The following is a 15061-nucleotide window of genomic DNA, read 5'->3' as shown; positions in this document are numbered from 1 at the left end:
AACAACCTCCCGAAAAGCCAAGGCTTGGCTTGAAGAAAGAGGGGTGGAATTCACAATCCGCCATATTGTAAAAGAGACCCCGACGAAAGAGGAATTCCTCGCATGGCAGAAAATTGCAGGGGTAGATAAAAAGAAATTTGTGAACACCAACGGCAAAAAATACAAGGAAATGGGCTTGAAAGAGCGCATCGATTCTATGTCTGATGTTGAGCTCTTTGAACTGATTTCCGGTGACGGAATGCTCTGTAAACGTCCTGTGCTTGTGGCTGTTGATTTTGTACTTATCGGTTTTAAGCAAAAGGAATGGGAAGAGCATTTTTAGATTTGTATTTCTATCGTGTAATACCGGGGCTGCTGATTTTAGGCAGCCTTTTTTATGTCCATTCGTTTCCTGTTCGTCGCACCGGCGAAGTGACATTCATCCAGCCCCGTGTCATAGTGCAGTTGACTTATTAAACTTTATGAGGATGAAAACATGAGCCTGATGAAAAATATAGCAGTTGTTGCGCATGATAATTGTAAAAGCGAATTGCTCGATTTTGTGGATTGTAATCATAACATTCTTCGTCGCCATAACCTGGTGGCAACCGGAACTACCGGTGGATTGGTAGAGGATATGATTAAGGCCAGGGTGGCTCAGATGAGTGAAGACGGATACGATTTCAAACCGGTGAATAAATTGAAATCCGGTCCGTTAGGGGGAGACCAGCAGCTTGGAGCCATGATTTCCGAAGGCAAGATTGATGTGCTGATTTTCTTCTGGGACCCCATGCAGCCCCAGCCGCATGATGTTGATGTGAAAGCGCTGCTGCGTTTGGCTGTGCTTTACAATATTCCGACCGCCAGTAACCGCTCCACCGCGGAATTCCTGATATCTTCACAATTCTTTGAAGGTGAATTCCAGCGTAAGGAAACCGATTTCAGAGATTACACTCAGCGCAAATTGTAAGCCGGGCGGGTCTGCCTAATGTGCCGGTATGCTCGGTTGTGCGCAGTTCTTATTTGATTTATGACCTCTTGAATCAAATTTAGATTATGCGTGAGGTGTATATGAGCAAAACAACGGTGAAAAAAGTTACTTATAAAAACAATGATATCAGGTATTATGTGGTAGGCAACGTAGCCTATGTCTGCCCTGAAGATTTAGTGCCCATCATGGCTCTTGACTCCAAGGTAATTGATGTTTCAGGTGAGAAGGCCTTGGATAAGGTTGAAGCAGGGCGTAAGATTTTTCCCTACTTCGAGTTTTTTGACTGGTTCTCGGAACAGTTTGATCAATACGACTATTCTGATGAGGTCATCCTTCCCGATCCAATGCCCTGGTAAATCCGAATCAAAAAAATTTTAAGGGCCTTGCGTTTATACGCAAGGCCCTTTTTTTGTGGGCAATTTTGTGTTTCGCAATGCCTAAGAGACCGTCCGTACATTGCCTACAGTTGCAATAAACTATGTGTTATAGCAATTTTTAATTAAATCTCTTTCAATCTATCGGTTGTGTTGATATGTGTAAGTAAAAATGGAGGAATTAAATAATGGTAAAATCACAACTAGTCGGCTGTTCAAAGCCCTCCGGCAGTAGCGCCGGAGAAGTGCAGCCTGAAGTTGATAATGAAACCTCCGAAACCATCGAAGGAGCAGGAAACATGATTAAAGCAGGACAGAAAGCACCTGATTTTAGCGCCATGGCTTATCAGGATGGTGGATTTAAAGAAGTTAAACTTTCAGATTACGCGGGCCAGTGGGTGGTTCTATGTTTCTACCCCGGTGACTTCACCTTTGTCTGAGCTACCGAAGTTTCGGCGGTCGCCGAAAAATATGCTGAATTCAAAGCTCTAGGTGTTCAGGTTCTTTCCATGAGTACGGACAGCGTTTTTGTCCACAAGGTCTGGGAACAGGACGAACTCTCAAAAATGATCAGCGCCGGAAAAGTGCCGTTCCCCATGCTTTCTGACGGTGGCGGTAAAGTGGGCGAGCTTTACGGTGTGTATGATGAAGACGCCGGAGTTGATATCAGAGGACGCTTCCTCATCGATCCTGACGGCGTGATTGTGGGGTATGAAGTGCTGACACCGCCTGTGGGCCGCAACGTCTCTGAAACCCTGCGTCAGATTCAGGCTTACCAGCATGTAAGGAAAACCGGTGCTGCAGAGGTTTGCCCCTCGGGCTGGAAACCCGGTAAGACTGTTCTCAAACCCGGACCGGAACTGGTGGGCAAGGTTTGGGAAGCCTGGAAAGTATCCATGGCCTTTGAAGATTAGTCCTATCGAAAGTATTGATAAACGACTCCCGATCAGCGTAGTTCTTTTCGGGAGTCTTCTTATGCTGTCCTGAAAAAAATTAATTATATCCGCATTGTCAGCTTTAAAAAAGGTTGTGGATTTCTTACGTAATATAGTATCATCTTCTGAGCTGAACCAAATACAGGAGTTGCAGTGCATATCAGTTTTAACAGGATGGAATGGGCCGGAGCTGTAGGTGACTTGGGAGCTTTGCTGCCTCTTGCCTTTGCCATGATCATGGTCAACGGACTCTCCGCTACCGGGGTTTTTCTTACTGTGGGTTTTTTCTATATTTTCGGTGGAATGTATTACCGTGTGCCCATTGCGGTGCAGCCCATGAAAGTCGTAGCGGCCTACGCCATCTCACAATCACTCAGTCCCGCGGTAATTAACGGAGCCGGGTACATTATAGCCGTTTTCCTGTTTTTTCTCGGTTCCAGCGGGCTGGTCAAAAAGGCTGCCCGTTTGATTCCACTGCCGGTTATTCGCGGAGTACAGGTCTCCACCGGTATTCTGCTGATCAAAAAAGGGTTGTTTCTTGTCGTCGGGATCAGCGGTTTACAGAAAAGTCTGGGAAAGGTGGAGCCTTTTCTGAGTGTTCAGTCATTGGGTCCGCTTCCGCTCAGCGCTTTGTTCGGCATAGTTTTTGGGCTTATCTCCCTGAAACTGATCAATAACAAAAAAATTCCAGCGGGATTGGTTGCTGTGGGCTGCGGCGCTTTATTAGGTGGACTATTCGGGGCATGGCAGGGTCTTGCTGACCTCAGCTTCGGATTTCATCTGCCGCAACTGATGCCTTTCGGGTTCCCTACTGCCGATGAATTTTCCTTTGCTCTGCTGGCCTTGGTGCTGCCGCAGATTCCCATGACACTCGGGAATGCGGTTATAGCCAACCGGGATTTAAGCTACGAATATTTTGGCGATGAAGGGCGCAGGGTTACTGATAGGGCTTTGTGCGTAAGCATGGGCATTGCCAACGGATTTGCCGCTTTGATAGGCGGGATGCCTGTCTGCCACGGAGCAGGGGGGCTGGCGGCTCATTATCGTTTCGGAGCACGGACTTGCGGTTCGAATTTTATAGTAGGCGGATTATTTGTACTGCTCGCAATCGGTTTCGGAGCTCAATCAATCAAAGTATTGCAGCTGATCCCCATGGGAGTTCTCGGTGTGCTGCTGGTCTTCGCCGGCCTGCAACTCGTGCTGGCCCTTCGGGATATGACCTCAAGAGCCGCTCAGGCCGTTATCGCGCTGATGCTGATACTGACGCTGGTTACCAATCTGGCATGGGCTTTCGGAGCCGGTATTGTTGTGAGTATGATTTTATCAAAATTTAAGGTGTTGCAATAGACGTTAATAGTTTATGATTATGTATCACCGTAAACTTATGGGGCCGCTGGTACCGAGAACAAAACGGAGGGTTTTATGGGTAAGTTAATTAAGGAAGATGGTGAAAAGGGCCGTTTGCATATAGAAACCAGACTGCTCGGTGAATCCCTTGTCGGTAAGGATTGTCTGCGGAATACCGAGGCGGATGAGTATTTTCACATGCAGCCGGACGTTAACGTGCTTAAGATCGGCGGTCAGTCCATCATGGACCGCGGTGCCAAAGCCCTGCTGCCTATCCTCGATGAGTTGGTCAAGGCCAAGGAAGAACACAAAATACTGCTCATGACCGGAGGCGGAACCCGCGCCCGTCACGTTTATAATATCGGCGTGGATCTGGGCATGCCTACCGGGGTGCTCTCCAAACTCGGTGATAAGGTCTCATGGCAGAATGCGGAAATCCTTTCTGTACTGCTGGCTAAGCACGGCGGTGTTAAGATCGGTCACGGCGACCATCTTGAGCAGCTGAATATGTATTGCCAACTGGGCTATCTGCCTATCACCACCGGTATTCCCCCTTATGGATTTTTTGAACATCCGGCGGAAGTTGGATCTATCCCTCCGCACCGTACTGATTCCGGAGCATTTCTGCTGGCTGAAAATATAGGTGCCAAGTCGGTTCTCTATCTGAAAGATGAAAAGGGGCTTTATGAAGATGATCCTAAGAAAGCCAAGAATCGTGAAACCCTTAAGTTTTATGATCGTATCCACGTTGACGAGCTGATTGAGATGGATCTTGATGATCTCATCGTCGAGCGGGCTGTCCTGACTTTTCTCAAGAATGCCAAGACCCTCAAGCAGTTTCAGATTGTTGATGTGCTGCGTGAACCCGAAGCAGTACATGCCGCGTTGCGCGGAGAACATGTCGGAACCATTGTTTACAAGTAATTAAATGATAAAGGGGAACAGTTTAAAACTGTTCCCCTTTTTGTTTATTTTTTCTTTCCTTCGTTTCCCTTACCATCACGTTCCAGATAAACGATTTCCGCGCCGGTATGCTTTGCGAGTTGCTTGAGTTCGCATTTACGGATGCGCTTGACCTTGAGCGTCAACCCTTCACCCTGTACACCCACAACGCGGTAACGGGGACGCTGATTCCCTTCGTTGGCCCTTACTCTTTCTCTTACGAAAATTTTCATAAAGCCTCCTTAAGCGTTTAGTTGTGTCTTTATGGATATTCGTCTATACTAGATATATATCCTCTAAGAACATATAGTCAAGAAGAACAGGTGAAAAATGTCGAAAAAAGCAGGCGGGGGCAAGCCGCAGCGGTATATTCAGCCATCCCTATTGATGGCCTTAAAGTCAGGATCTTCGTACGGTTATGAGCTTATACAGACCATTAGCGGGTATGGTTTTCTACGCGGTGAGGCCCCTCCGGGAATGATCTATCGGCATTTACGGCAGATGGATGAAGAGGGTCTGGTGCAATCAGAGTGGGATGCGCAGGGTGATGGACCGGCCAAGCGGGTTTATTCCATCACCCCGGAAGGTCTGGAGATTCTTGATGCGTGGATAATCCACATGGAGCGCCAGCGTGACGCGCTAAACAGCTTTATTGCCCGTTACAAGGAAGGACGCTAGATTTTTCCGAGGAATTCGGCTGTAAGTTGTGACCTTTTTTGCGTTTCCCGTGAGCCGGTTCCCATATGCCGTAATCGATGCGTTTTACCTGCAGCACAGGGCGGCCTGCCCAGAGCGAGGGTCTGATCCATGAGGCATTGCGGATTTCATCGCCGGGGAGGGGGACCAGCGGGTCACGGTCAGTTGAAATGACGTCTATTCCGGCTTCATGCAGGTCCTGAACATGCAGACTTGTGCCCAGGTCGCGCAGGCGTCCGTATTCAATGAACCGTCCGCACCAGCCGTAAGCTGTCAACCCAACCGCGGCGGTGGCTCCAATGATACCGTCATTGGTGCCGCCCAGCCCGTATAGTTCAATGTTGCGGGCCGCGTGCATGGCGTCTTTCTGAGTCTGCCTGTGTCCGGTGACATTCTTGGAAAATTCAATGATCTCGTTGTTAACTTCTGTTTCGCGTGCAATGCAAAGTCCCGGATCACTGCCGGGTGCGCAATATTTTTTCAGATGTGCGGTAGCCTGATCGCGCAGAACGGCAAGGTTGCCGTCGTTGGAAATGTCAATGATAGCGCAGGCCGAACTGTTATTTGAAGTGTATGGAATGTCTTCCAGCCGGGGCAGCTGATGGCGGACAATGCCTATAACAAGGTAGTCGGTTTCCAGCCCGTATACGAATTCACGGACCAGCCGTCCGGTTCCTATGGGGGCGTTTTTATCATCGGTATCGTCAAATCCCATGTATATAAGCATTCATTCTCTCCTTTTTGAATAGAATGCACATATCCCATCCCTTTGAGATTCAGTCAACTTCTACCTCTGTACTGCTGAAACGGTAGGGGATGTTACAATGGATTATTCTGATAATTTTTTTGTCGAGCCATAAAATTATCAATTATGCTCCTTACTTCACCTGATTCAACCATTTTTTTCAGTGCGGCATTAAGCTCAGGCACCCGTTTTGCCAAAAAAGATTTTTTAGAGACTGCGAAATAGACCGAAAGTGGTTCGCTGTATACATACGGTTCTTTTTCCATCTTATCTTGATAGTTTAGCTTATGGAGCAGGTAATCTCCCACGGTTTCGGTCAAAATAATGGTGTCTATCCGTCCTCGCTCCAGTTTTTTGAAATTGGTGGATGCGTCCTTACACATATCTTTGCTCAGCTTCGTGTCACTGTCGAATCTGGGAAAAAATTTTGAGCCAAGGGTTATCCCTATTTTGTATTTGTATAAATCTTCGTAGGTATTTATTTTTATTGGCTTGCTTTTTAGAGTGTAAAAAGCCTTGGAGCTTTGCGTTTTGTATGGAGGATCTAGGAATATCATGTCTTTTGCCCGTGCCTGAGATTTGAGCAAACCGTTCATAATATCGGCTGAACCATTCTTAATCATCCTCTGCGCTCTTTTCCATGGACGGATGACGTAGGTGGCCTTCAAATCGAGCTTTCGCAGCAGGGCATTCATCAATTCTACATTAATACCACCGACTTGATAATTCTTATCCACTATGCGCCATGGAGGAAAATGATTTAACGGAACAATAATTTCTTGAGCCAAAGCAGAAACTGAAGTTAGCGCTAAGATTATGACTGCCAATAAGACTGTTAAAAGATGCTTCATCGTATTTGCCTACTGAATTTATAATAAAAAATAAAGTACTACCTTGAAATATCGGGGTAATACTTCCAGAAGCATCGGTCAGCTAAAATTTTATCCTAGTGCCACGGGCAGCCCATTTCTATATAAGCATCTCCGAACCGATGTGATCCAGAATGCGTGAATCAGTTACAATCATTGCCTCCTCAATGCTTATACCCGTGCTAGTAATAATGTTCTTTACTTTATCTGGTTAGCGGTACAGCTTTCATAATTTGCAGAAGTTTACACTCTGATGTAAGTGAAAATTATTAAAAAGAATAAGGAGTTTTTATGGATAATATTGTTGCTGAACCTCTTGTCGTCATGCCGGTAGAGCGTAAGAATGACACCTACGCTTTGCGTATCGCACTTAATCAGGGCGAATTCACTCCCGGTATGATGAAGACAGTTATGGAGGTCATGTCCAAGTTTAATCTGACTTCCCTGCGTGTGACCAGCGGTCAACGTTTGAATCTGGAAGGTATCGCAAAGGATAAACTTGATGAAGTTGTTGCCGCCATCGGTACTTCTGTTAAGAAGGCTCCGCCGACCGTAAATGTCTGTACCGGCGTGGGTCTCTGTAAATACGGTGTTCAGGATAGCCGTGGTATGGGTAAGAAACTGCTTGAAATCGTCTTGCAGAACGGCCCGTATCCCTTCAAAATTAAAAGCGGTGTGTCCGGCTGTAAAATCAGTTGCGGATTCAGCAATGTGCGAGATATCGGTCTGGTCGGAACACCTAAAGGCTGGGATGTCCTTTTCGGCGGTGGCGCGGCGAGAAATGTCCGCTCCGGAGTAAAAATAGGCACCAAGCTAAGTGAAGATGAGGCTCTTTCGCTGATAGTTAAGGCCCTTGATTTCTATAAGGAAAACGGACGTAAACGTGAACGTATCAGCGGTATGATTGATCGTCTTGGCGAAGAGGCGTTGCTTGAAGCTTTGAAATAGTTTTTTTTGCAAGATCATGATTAAAGGCGGATTCTTTGGGGATCCGCCTTTTTACGGTAAATAGTATACAACTAATAAGAACGGCAGAGCTGGACCTTCCTGTCCGGCCCTGCTATCAACGCCTTTCCACGCACTACTTTCCTTTCATCTTAAGAAAATCAGGTTCCTTTCATTGAGGGATCAAACCACACATCATTCATATGGGAAAACACATCATTGAAGAGGCGAGCCGTTGCCTGCAATGCAAGAAACCATTGTGCAGCAAGGGCTGTCCCCTCGGTACACCGATCAATAAAATGATTGAGCTTCTGCTGGACGGCAGGATGCAGGAGGCCGGGGCCATGCTTTTCGCGAACAATCCACTTTCCGTGGTCTGTTCGCTCATCTGTCCCCACGAAAATTTTTGTGAAGGGCATTGTATTCTGGGGCGCAAAAGTGCGCCGGTGCAGTGCAGCGATATTGAAAACTACATCTCCCGCTACTATCTGGAGCAGTTCCAGCCGAAACGTCTTGAAAAGCGTAAAGCCAGAATTGCGGTTGTAGGCTCCGGGCCGGCCGGTATCACTGTGGCTTTTATTTTAGCGCTGAAAGGTTATGAGGTCACCATTTTTGAATCCGAAGATAAAATCGGCGGGGTGCTACAGTACGGTATTCCTGAGTTCCGCTTGCCCAAGGATATTCTTGAAAAACTACGCGACGTGCTGGTGCAGCTGGGCGTTAAAATACGTCCCAACATGCTCATCGGACCGGTTATTTCACTCGATGATCTGTTGCGTGACGGCTACAAGGCCATCTTTATCGGTACCGGGGTGTGGAACCCGCGTCCTCTACGGTTAAAGGGTGAAACCTTCGGCCATGTGCATTACGCCATTAACTATTTGAAGAATCCAGATGTCTACCAGCTTGGTAAGAAGGTCGCGGTTATTGGCGCTGGCAACGTGGCTATGGATGTGGCCCGCACCGCCCTGCGAAAAGGGGCCGAGGCAGTTACTGTGCTTTACCGTCGGGGAGAGGAAGATGTTTCCGCTACCAAGTATGAATTTGAATATGCCAAACTCGATGGCGTTCGTTTTAAATTTTACCATTCCCCGCTTGAATTGACCGAGGAAGGCGTAGTCTGTGTACGCACGGAAAAAGAAACCGGGGAAGACGGAAAAGTTAAGCTGGTCTGCGTGGAAGACTCTGAGGTGTTGGAAGAGGCTGATTCCATCTTTATCGCAGTCAGTCAGGCTCCTCGCAATAATCTGACCGGTATTGAAATCGGTAAGACCGGGCTGGTCATTACTGATGAAGAAGGCCGCACCACCCGTGAAGGGATCTTCGCTTCCGGTGACGTTGTTACCGGTGCCAGAACAGTTGCTGAGGCCGTGCGCTGCTCTAAGAATTCGGCGCAGGCTATTATGGATTATGTTGAAAGCAGTTAGAGTTTAGAATTACTGAATATGAATTGCCCGGAGCGCTAAGTCGCTCCGGGCATTTTTTATTGTCTGAGTCCTGCGCCTGTTGCCCGTCCGCCGTGGCCTGTGGGAACGCAGAAGGTTTGCCCTGATCGTTCCCGGCAAATTCCGGAAATTCTGCCGCGTGGAGTTTCTACAATACAGTCTTCCCCGCGTGATTTTCCATTGCAGGCGGTAAAGGCTTCCGGGGGAGGGCCTTGATGCTTTCCTCGATTTCTCCCCATGTTTTCGCTACCTGCCCCGCTCTGTCGTAATCCCTGTCCCGTTCCCGAATTAATCCCCTGATTCTGATGGAATTTATGCCCATTATTTCCCATATGGCCTAGTCCTGATTCAGAGGTTCTTCCGCTAATGGATGGAATTTTTATGTAAGGGGGATCGTACGGATTCGCTTGTCCTCCTGAAACGCAGCGAACGTAATTGTATATGCGGATGTCATCGCCTTGTGGGCCGCGTCCGTTGGGGTAGGCTTCGGGGTTACCTGATTTGGGATCACTGCGTTGGGCCCCGGCCCCGTGTACGTCCATCCATCTTTTATTGCCGCTGCGGGGAGTGGAGAAGTAGCCCATGCACCGTCCGAAAGCTATGTATGCCGCGTGGTCGCCTGCTTTGGGACCATCCATGTGGGTTGTTGATGACCAATAGTAGGATTCGGTGTCCGTGACATTGAAAATAGGATCAATGGCTGCGGTGCCGCTTGTTTTAGGGCTGCGGGAGTAATCTACGATGGATTGCAGCTCCTTAGCATTCGGCAGCCTCCAGCCGCTGTGTCCTGCATAATTCAGGTTTTCGCAATATCTTAGCGCTTCTTCCCAGTTCAGTGTTTTACCACTATCTGTTTTTTGCCAGATCAGACCGGTGGCAGAGTCTTTAATGGTGCCGTCGGCCTGATCTACGAAAATATTTTTCCCATAATCAGGATTGCCTCGTACGTACCGGATATATTTTTTTCCACGTTTGCCACGACCGTTTTTACCGTATCCCTTGATGCGTCCGTCAGCGAAGTTGACCCCGAAGGCAGTAGGATTACCGCCCATGGTTTTACCTGCATAGGTGGTAGCGGACCAGTCCTGACAATCAATGATCCGTTCCCCTCTGGATGTATCACCCAGTTTGAAATCGAAATATTGAGTATTGATGAATGGAATGGAAACCGAGGCATCTCCGATAACTCTGCCGTTAAAGTCGATAAGGGAGTATAATTCTTTAATGGTCGGCGCACGCCAGTCTGTATACCCTCCAACCCGGCAATCCCCGGCTCCCGCCATGGCCGCCTGCCAGGATAGCTTGTCACCACGGGCTTTTATCCAGACTAATCCGGTGACAAGATCCGCGATTGTCCCGTCTTTGTTATCTCTGAAACGCGGCTGGTTGCCCTTGTACTGAGCATCCTGACCATAAAATTCGTCACCCTTGTCCGGGCAATGTATTTGGCGGGAATTGTCAAAACATGCCTGCTGGCCGCTGTCCACGATGGGATAATCTCCGGGCCATGCGGGACTTGCACACATTAACAGGCTCCCGAACATAATCAGTAGTTTATATATTCGCATACGTACTCCTGTTGTTCTCTTGGATTAAATCACAAAGAATGGTTTTATAGCCAGCGAAAATGTTTTTATACTGGAGAGTCTGTTCAGGTGTTTCCCGGTAGTTTTTTAAGCTGAAAAGAAAAAATCCCGGCAAGTCGTGAGACCAGCCGGGATATATGTGTATTTGAGAAGTTGCTTATTCCTGTAGTTCTTTAATCAAGTCATTCAGTTCGCTGGACATTGCTGCCAGTTCCTGAACAGCTTTAGCTGATTGATGTATGCCGTCAGCGGTCTCACGGGTTATGCTGTTTATTTCATTCAGGGCATTGTTTATCTGCTCTGAAGCGCTGGATTGTTCTTCGGAGGCTGCGGCGATACCTTCCACCTGATTTGCGCTGTACTCTACAGTCGTTACGATTGATTCAAGAGAAGAGCCTGAGCGGGATGCAAGCTCTGTCGTTTTCTCAACCGCTTCAACAGCATTTTCCACCTCGAGCATATTGTTGCGCACGGCCTGCTGTATGCTTTCCACGTTGTTGCCCACTTCATGGGTTGCTGCCATGGTTTTTTCCGCCAGTTTGCGGACCTCATCGGCTACAACTGCGAATCCGCGTCCGGCTTCTCCTGCACGGGCTGCTTCGATCGCCGCGTTCAGGGCCAGCAGGTTGGTCTGATCGGCAATGTCGGAAATTACATCCATGACTGTGCTGATGGATTCGGTCTGCTCGCCGAGGCCGGTCATGCTGTTGCGCAGGTCGCCGGCAATGCTGCTGACTTCAGTAATGGAATTTATTGACTGGGAAACTATCAGGGCACCTTCTTCCGCCTGCTGTTTTGCTTCCATGCCTTTACCGGAAGCGTTGGAAGCGTTGCGAGCCACTTCCATGATGGTGCTGTTCATCTGTTCCATGGCTGTGGCGGTTTCGGTTATCCGTTCATGCTGAATTTCGGAGCCGTTACTGATCTGCTCCACCTGTGCGGCCAGTTCTTCGCTTGCGGAAGAAAGTTGTTCCACAACGTGCTGCGTGCGGTCTGCAACATCTTTCATTATGCGTTGATTCTCGCGGATTGAAGTCTGATCGAGGATTACTTCCAGCGCGCCGACGACTCTTCCGTCTTTTTCAATGGGGACACCTATGTAGTCGATATCCAGACTGCCCGTGGGGATCTTCGCATTGGTTGTACCTTTTTCCTGTTTGCGGGAAAGAAATGACTTGGCGCAGGCGCACTTATCGGTTCCGCAGTCTTGGGTTTTGATAATGGAGGAGCACTTGCCCTTTTTGAGCTCATCCAGAGATTTTCCGAGAAGTTTTATCCCCGGTTTGTTCATGAAAAGGATATTCATGTCGCGGTCCATGGTCATAACCGGCAGCGGGACATCATCAATAAAAGATCTCATTACATTCAGCGCCATATTTGTGCGGTCGATCAGCTCTACATAGCTGCCTTTGAATCCGCTGCCATCAGCCTGACTGTCTATCCTGCCTTCTTCTATTCCGGTGATCGCGGTACTTATTTCAAGCATTACCTGACGCAGGGTCCTTTCTACCTGAACCATATCCTTGCATATCATGCCCACTTCATCTTTCTGGTCCACCTCCATTTTGCTGTCGAGGTTGCCGTTTGCCAGATCCAGCATAAAGGCGCGGGCTTTAGCCAGCGGGACGGTGATGCTGCGGGAGATAAAGAATGCGAGGACAATTCCGGCGATGATGGCAATGAGCGATATTATGCTCATGTTGTTTTGGGCTGCGGCAATGGTCTTTTTCATGCGCGGACCCAACTCTTCCTGTTTTTCCATGATGGACATTTTGAAATCATTAATATGCTGGGCGGTGACCGGCCCCAGAGAGTCCAGCTTTTCCTTTGCCGTAACCTGCGCGATGTTAGACTTAATTATTTTCCGGGTATGCAGGACGTACTGTTCATTGTTTGTATTCAGCTCGTTTATAAGTCCAAGGTCCGAGGGAGAATAGAGTACGTTCTGGATATCTCCGACACTTTTTTCAAATTCTTCCAGCAGTTCTATTGCTTTTTCCGCATCAGCTTTCAGTTTGGTCTTATATATAAAAATAGAGTTGGCGAGCTTTGCCTTGAATAATGCGGCCTTACTTTTCTGCACCATGGCTATAAGAAAGTTGTCTTCTCTTTCGTTAGCACTCTGCAGTAGTGTTTCAAGGCCGTTTTCCAGTACTTTTCCGTTTTCTGTCGATTGATTGATCGACTGCTTTTCCGCTTGGCTTGCTGAAATAAAAATATTGAAGGTGCTTTCGTAGGTGGCGATTTCCTGTCGTATTTTATCTATTAATCCGGCCTGTTCAGCTGGGACTGTGTTGCTTTCTTCCTCCCGGAGGAGCTTTTTAAGTCTTGCCATCCGTTTATTATACCGATTCAATGCCTTATCATTTCCGGTATTCATGAAGTCTTTTGCTTCCGTGCGGGCCAATAGAAGATTGCTCTGGATGCGTCCGGCCAGATTTGTTTGGCCGGCCAGAGTCTGATACTCGGTAAAACCTGCTGAATTATCACTTAGTTTCAGGATTCCCAGTCCTGCGGTTGCAGCCAGCAGGCTTAGAATGAGCCCAAATCCTATAGCGATTTTAGTCGTTACCTTTAAATTTTTGAGCATTTTCCGCCCCCCCTCATATTAGGCTTGTTACTCAGTGTTTTTCCCAAAGAGAAAAGCATAGAATTGGTGAAACTACTAGTTATGGAAGGGTAAGTAGTCAATATAATGTTGTAGATTTTTAGATATAGTTTTTTTGCCATGGATACAGCTTCTGTGTGGTGTTTAATGTAAACTCACTCTGTCAGCTTCATGACTTATATATAGGATGGTTTTTGGAGAAGGGGGAACAATATTGCGGCGTGCTCTTTATTGCAGATACCCCCACCCGGTGAGCCTGTCATATGCATGCTTTGCGTAGTCTCCCTGATTGTTACTCTTGAGGAAACGGTAATATTCATTAGCAGCCATATCCCGGTTGCCAAGGGCTTCGTATGAAACTCCCTTGAAAAAGGTGGTCATGGGATTGCCGGGCAGCATCTTCTCATATTCATCAAAATTGTAGAGAGCCTGTCTGAACTTGCGATTTTCCAGACTAAGCATCCCGGTCATGTGTAGGGCCTGAGCTTCCTGCGGGTAGCGTTTTTTTGCCCGCTGGGCGTATTGCAGTCCTTTTCGGGCATTGCCCTGCGCCAGCTGACATTTGGACATGAGCAGCAGTGCAGCATAATCATCGGGAGCAATGCGCAGGGCTTTTGAAAAATGATCTTCAGCCTCATTGTAGCTTTTTATGCGCATGGCTCCTTCGCCTTTCTGCATTTCGACAATTGCCGGTTTGATTTTGCGGATTGGGGCGATGTTGTCCATATAGCGTTCACGCAGGAGTTTTCCTTTACTTCCTGCGTATACAGTATCCCTTTTGCGTACAGCTGTGTCGTATCGTTCAGAGCTCATTGGATGGGAGGCGAACATCTGCTGTACGAAAGAGGGCTTATCCTTGTGCAGTTTATTCAGCTCTTCCATCAATCCGACCATGCCTTCAGGGTCGTATCCCACGTTGTCCATGTATTCCATTCCCAGACTGTCCGCCTGCCTTTCGTCTGACCGGGAATAGCTTGCTAAAAGCATCCCGGCACCGATTCCGCCAAGTCCGGCGGCCAGCGGAACAAGACTGCTGTCCTGCGTGGCCGCAATTCCGACGCCGATGGCGACTATTCCCTGTATCGCAATGGCAGAACTCATACGTGACGCTGTGTGCCGGGCATTAACGTGCCCTATTTCATGCCCCATGAGCGCGGCCAGTTCCGCTTCATTCTCAAGGGTAATAAGAATGCCTCGGGTACAGGCAATGCTTCCGCCGGGAAAAGCATATGCGTTGACGTAGGTGGCGTTCACACAGCGGAAGGAGTAGGGCATATCCGGTCTGTGGCTGCTGGAGGAAAGGGACAGACCTACCTTGCTGATGTAGTCATTGACCATGTTGTCCTGCACGGCACCGTAGTCAGCTGAGAATTGGTGGGGAGAATTCTGGCGGTCTATTTGTATTTCCTGCTGCTGTGAAACCAGCATCAATTGCTGCTGCCCTGTCACAGGATTGATAGCGCAACCGCTCAAAATACCGAGAGTTCCTCCCGCTGCGAGTTTAATCGCCTGCCTTCTGGATATATGTCCTTTTTTGTTAGGGATCATGTCTTCTCCTAAATTTGCGATACCATAAATATATATCCGCGTAGATTCTTT

The 15061-nt window shown here is 47.9% G+C and carries 14 protein-coding genes and 1 pseudogene; 9 read left to right on the top strand and 6 right to left on the bottom strand.

The window, feature by feature from the left end; all coding sequences use genetic code 11:
* Nucleotides 1-13: 13 nt before the first annotated feature.
* The 6 genes and pseudogenes from ACKU35_RS18950 to ACKU35_RS18925 form a co-directional block, all read left to right on the top strand.
* Nucleotides 14-322 (top strand): annotated as a pseudogene (locus tag ACKU35_RS18950) (Spx/MgsR family RNA polymerase-binding regulatory protein); the annotation flags it as partial.
* Between the two features lie 153 nt (nt 323-475).
* The gene (locus ACKU35_RS18945) at nt 476-949 is read left to right on the top strand and encodes a methylglyoxal synthase (RefSeq protein ID WP_319761819.1); all 474 of its coding nucleotides are present in this window, start codon (nt 476-478) and stop codon (nt 947-949) included.
* Between the two features lie 101 nt (nt 950-1050).
* The gene (locus tag ACKU35_RS18940) at nt 1051-1326 is read left to right on the top strand and encodes a hypothetical protein (protein WP_319761817.1); all 276 of its coding nucleotides are present in this window, start codon (nt 1051-1053) and stop codon (nt 1324-1326) included.
* A gap of 206 nt (nt 1327-1532) precedes the next feature.
* Nucleotides 1533-2258: a thioredoxin-dependent peroxiredoxin gene (prxU, locus tag ACKU35_RS18935; protein WP_319761815.1), complete on the top strand. Its 726-nt coding sequence runs from the start codon at nt 1533-1535 to the stop codon at nt 2256-2258.
* 174 nt (nt 2259-2432) lie between these two features.
* Nucleotides 2433-3626, top strand: a complete 1194-nt coding sequence (locus ACKU35_RS18930; protein ID WP_319761813.1) for a putative sulfate/molybdate transporter — start codon at nt 2433-2435, stop codon at nt 3624-3626.
* Nucleotides 3627-3701: 75 nt separating this feature from the next.
* Nucleotides 3702-4550 carry a uridine kinase gene (locus ACKU35_RS18925; RefSeq protein WP_319761811.1) on the top strand — a complete coding sequence of 283 codons (849 nt, stop codon included), beginning with the start codon at nt 3702-3704 and terminating at the stop codon, nt 4548-4550.
* A gap of 44 nt (nt 4551-4594) precedes the next feature.
* Here ACKU35_RS18925 and ACKU35_RS18920 read toward each other — a convergent pair whose 3' ends face one another.
* The gene (locus tag ACKU35_RS18920; protein ID WP_319761809.1) at nt 4595-4801 is read right to left on the bottom strand and encodes a hypothetical protein; all 207 of its coding nucleotides are present in this window, start codon (nt 4799-4801) and stop codon (nt 4595-4597) included.
* A gap of 97 nt (nt 4802-4898) precedes the next feature.
* Here ACKU35_RS18920 and ACKU35_RS18915 point away from each other — a divergent pair, with 97 nt between their 5' ends.
* On the top strand, nt 4899-5246 hold the full coding sequence (locus tag ACKU35_RS18915; RefSeq protein WP_319761807.1) for a helix-turn-helix transcriptional regulator: 348 nt from the start codon (nt 4899-4901) through the stop codon (nt 5244-5246).
* On the opposite strand, the gene ACKU35_RS18910 is transcribed toward ACKU35_RS18915, so the two are convergent.
* Together ACKU35_RS18910 and ACKU35_RS18905 are read right to left on the bottom strand one after the other, a co-directional pair.
* Nucleotides 5218-5991, bottom strand: coding sequence for a hypothetical protein (locus ACKU35_RS18910; RefSeq protein ID WP_319761805.1), 774 nt, complete (start codon nt 5989-5991; stop codon nt 5218-5220). The genes ACKU35_RS18915 and ACKU35_RS18910 overlap by 29 nt on opposite strands.
* Nucleotides 5992-6083: 92 nt before the next feature.
* Nucleotides 6084-6860: a transporter substrate-binding domain-containing protein gene (locus ACKU35_RS18905; RefSeq protein WP_319761804.1), complete on the bottom strand. Its 777-nt coding sequence runs from the start codon at nt 6858-6860 to the stop codon at nt 6084-6086.
* A gap of 309 nt (nt 6861-7169) precedes the next feature.
* Between ACKU35_RS18905 and ACKU35_RS18900 the strand changes: the two genes are divergently transcribed.
* Nucleotides 7170-7826 (top strand): nitrite reductase, encoded by a 657-nt coding sequence (locus ACKU35_RS18900; protein ID WP_319761802.1) that lies wholly within the window; start codon nt 7170-7172, stop codon nt 7824-7826.
* Nucleotides 7827-8026: 200 nt separating this feature from the next.
* On the top strand, nt 8027-9250 hold the full coding sequence (locus ACKU35_RS18895; protein ID WP_319761800.1) for an NAD(P)-dependent oxidoreductase: 1224 nt from the start codon (nt 8027-8029) through the stop codon (nt 9248-9250).
* A 56-nt stretch (nt 9251-9306) separates the two neighbouring features.
* Here ACKU35_RS18895 and ACKU35_RS18890 read toward each other — a convergent pair whose 3' ends face one another.
* From ACKU35_RS18890 to ACKU35_RS18880, 3 genes are all read right to left on the bottom strand, one after another.
* Entirely contained in the window at nt 9307-10836 is a 1530-nt protein-coding gene (locus tag ACKU35_RS18890; RefSeq protein WP_319761798.1) for a DUF1566 domain-containing protein, read from the bottom strand.
* 175 nt (nt 10837-11011) lie between these two features.
* Nucleotides 11012-13444, bottom strand: a complete 2433-nt coding sequence (locus ACKU35_RS18885; protein WP_319761797.1) for a methyl-accepting chemotaxis protein — start codon at nt 13442-13444, stop codon at nt 11012-11014.
* Between the two features lie 246 nt (nt 13445-13690).
* Nucleotides 13691-15010 carry a M48 family metalloprotease gene (locus ACKU35_RS18880; protein WP_319761796.1) on the bottom strand — a complete coding sequence of 440 codons (1320 nt, stop codon included), beginning with the start codon at nt 15008-15010 and terminating at the stop codon, nt 13691-13693.
* Nucleotides 15011-15061: the final 51 nt, after the last annotated feature.

Origin of the sequence: Maridesulfovibrio sp. (assembly GCF_963676065.1) — a bacterium.
Classification (GTDB): domain Bacteria; phylum Desulfobacterota; class Desulfovibrionia; order Desulfovibrionales; family Desulfovibrionaceae; genus Maridesulfovibrio.
The sequence above is the reverse complement of the archived record's forward strand: the minus strand, read 5'-3'. Positions and strand labels throughout refer to the sequence as shown.

Bases quoted from the DNA above. Each gene is read 5' to 3' on its own strand.
- ACKU35_RS18940 (WP_319761817.1), top strand. From the start codon at position 1,051: ATGAGCAAAACAACGGTGAAAAAAGTTACTTATAAAAACAATGATATC.
- ACKU35_RS18945 (WP_319761819.1), top strand. From the start codon at position 476: ATGAGCCTGATGAAAAATATAGCAGTTGTTGCGCATGATAATTGTAAA.
- ACKU35_RS18885 (WP_319761797.1), bottom strand. From the start codon at position 13,444: ATGCTCAAAAATTTAAAGGTAACGACTAAAATCGCTATAGGATTTGGG.
- ACKU35_RS18910 (WP_319761805.1), bottom strand. From the start codon at position 5,991: ATGCTTATATACATGGGATTTGACGATACCGATGATAAAAACGCCCCC.
- ACKU35_RS18905 (WP_319761804.1), bottom strand. From the start codon at position 6,860: ATGAAGCATCTTTTAACAGTCTTATTGGCAGTCATAATCTTAGCGCTA.
- ACKU35_RS18890 (WP_319761798.1), bottom strand. From the start codon at position 10,836: ATGCGAATATATAAACTACTGATTATGTTCGGGAGCCTGTTAATGTGT.
- ACKU35_RS18880 (WP_319761796.1), bottom strand. From the start codon at position 15,010: ATGATCCCTAACAAAAAAGGACATATATCCAGAAGGCAGGCGATTAAA.
- ACKU35_RS18920 (WP_319761809.1), bottom strand. From the start codon at position 4,801: ATGAAAATTTTCGTAAGAGAAAGAGTAAGGGCCAACGAAGGGAATCAG.
- ACKU35_RS18925 (WP_319761811.1), top strand. From the start codon at position 3,702: ATGGGTAAGTTAATTAAGGAAGATGGTGAAAAGGGCCGTTTGCATATA.
- ACKU35_RS18895 (WP_319761800.1), top strand. From the start codon at position 8,027: ATGGGAAAACACATCATTGAAGAGGCGAGCCGTTGCCTGCAATGCAAG.
- ACKU35_RS18900 (WP_319761802.1), top strand. From the start codon at position 7,170: ATGGATAATATTGTTGCTGAACCTCTTGTCGTCATGCCGGTAGAGCGT.
- ACKU35_RS18915 (WP_319761807.1), top strand. From the start codon at position 4,899: ATGTCGAAAAAAGCAGGCGGGGGCAAGCCGCAGCGGTATATTCAGCCA.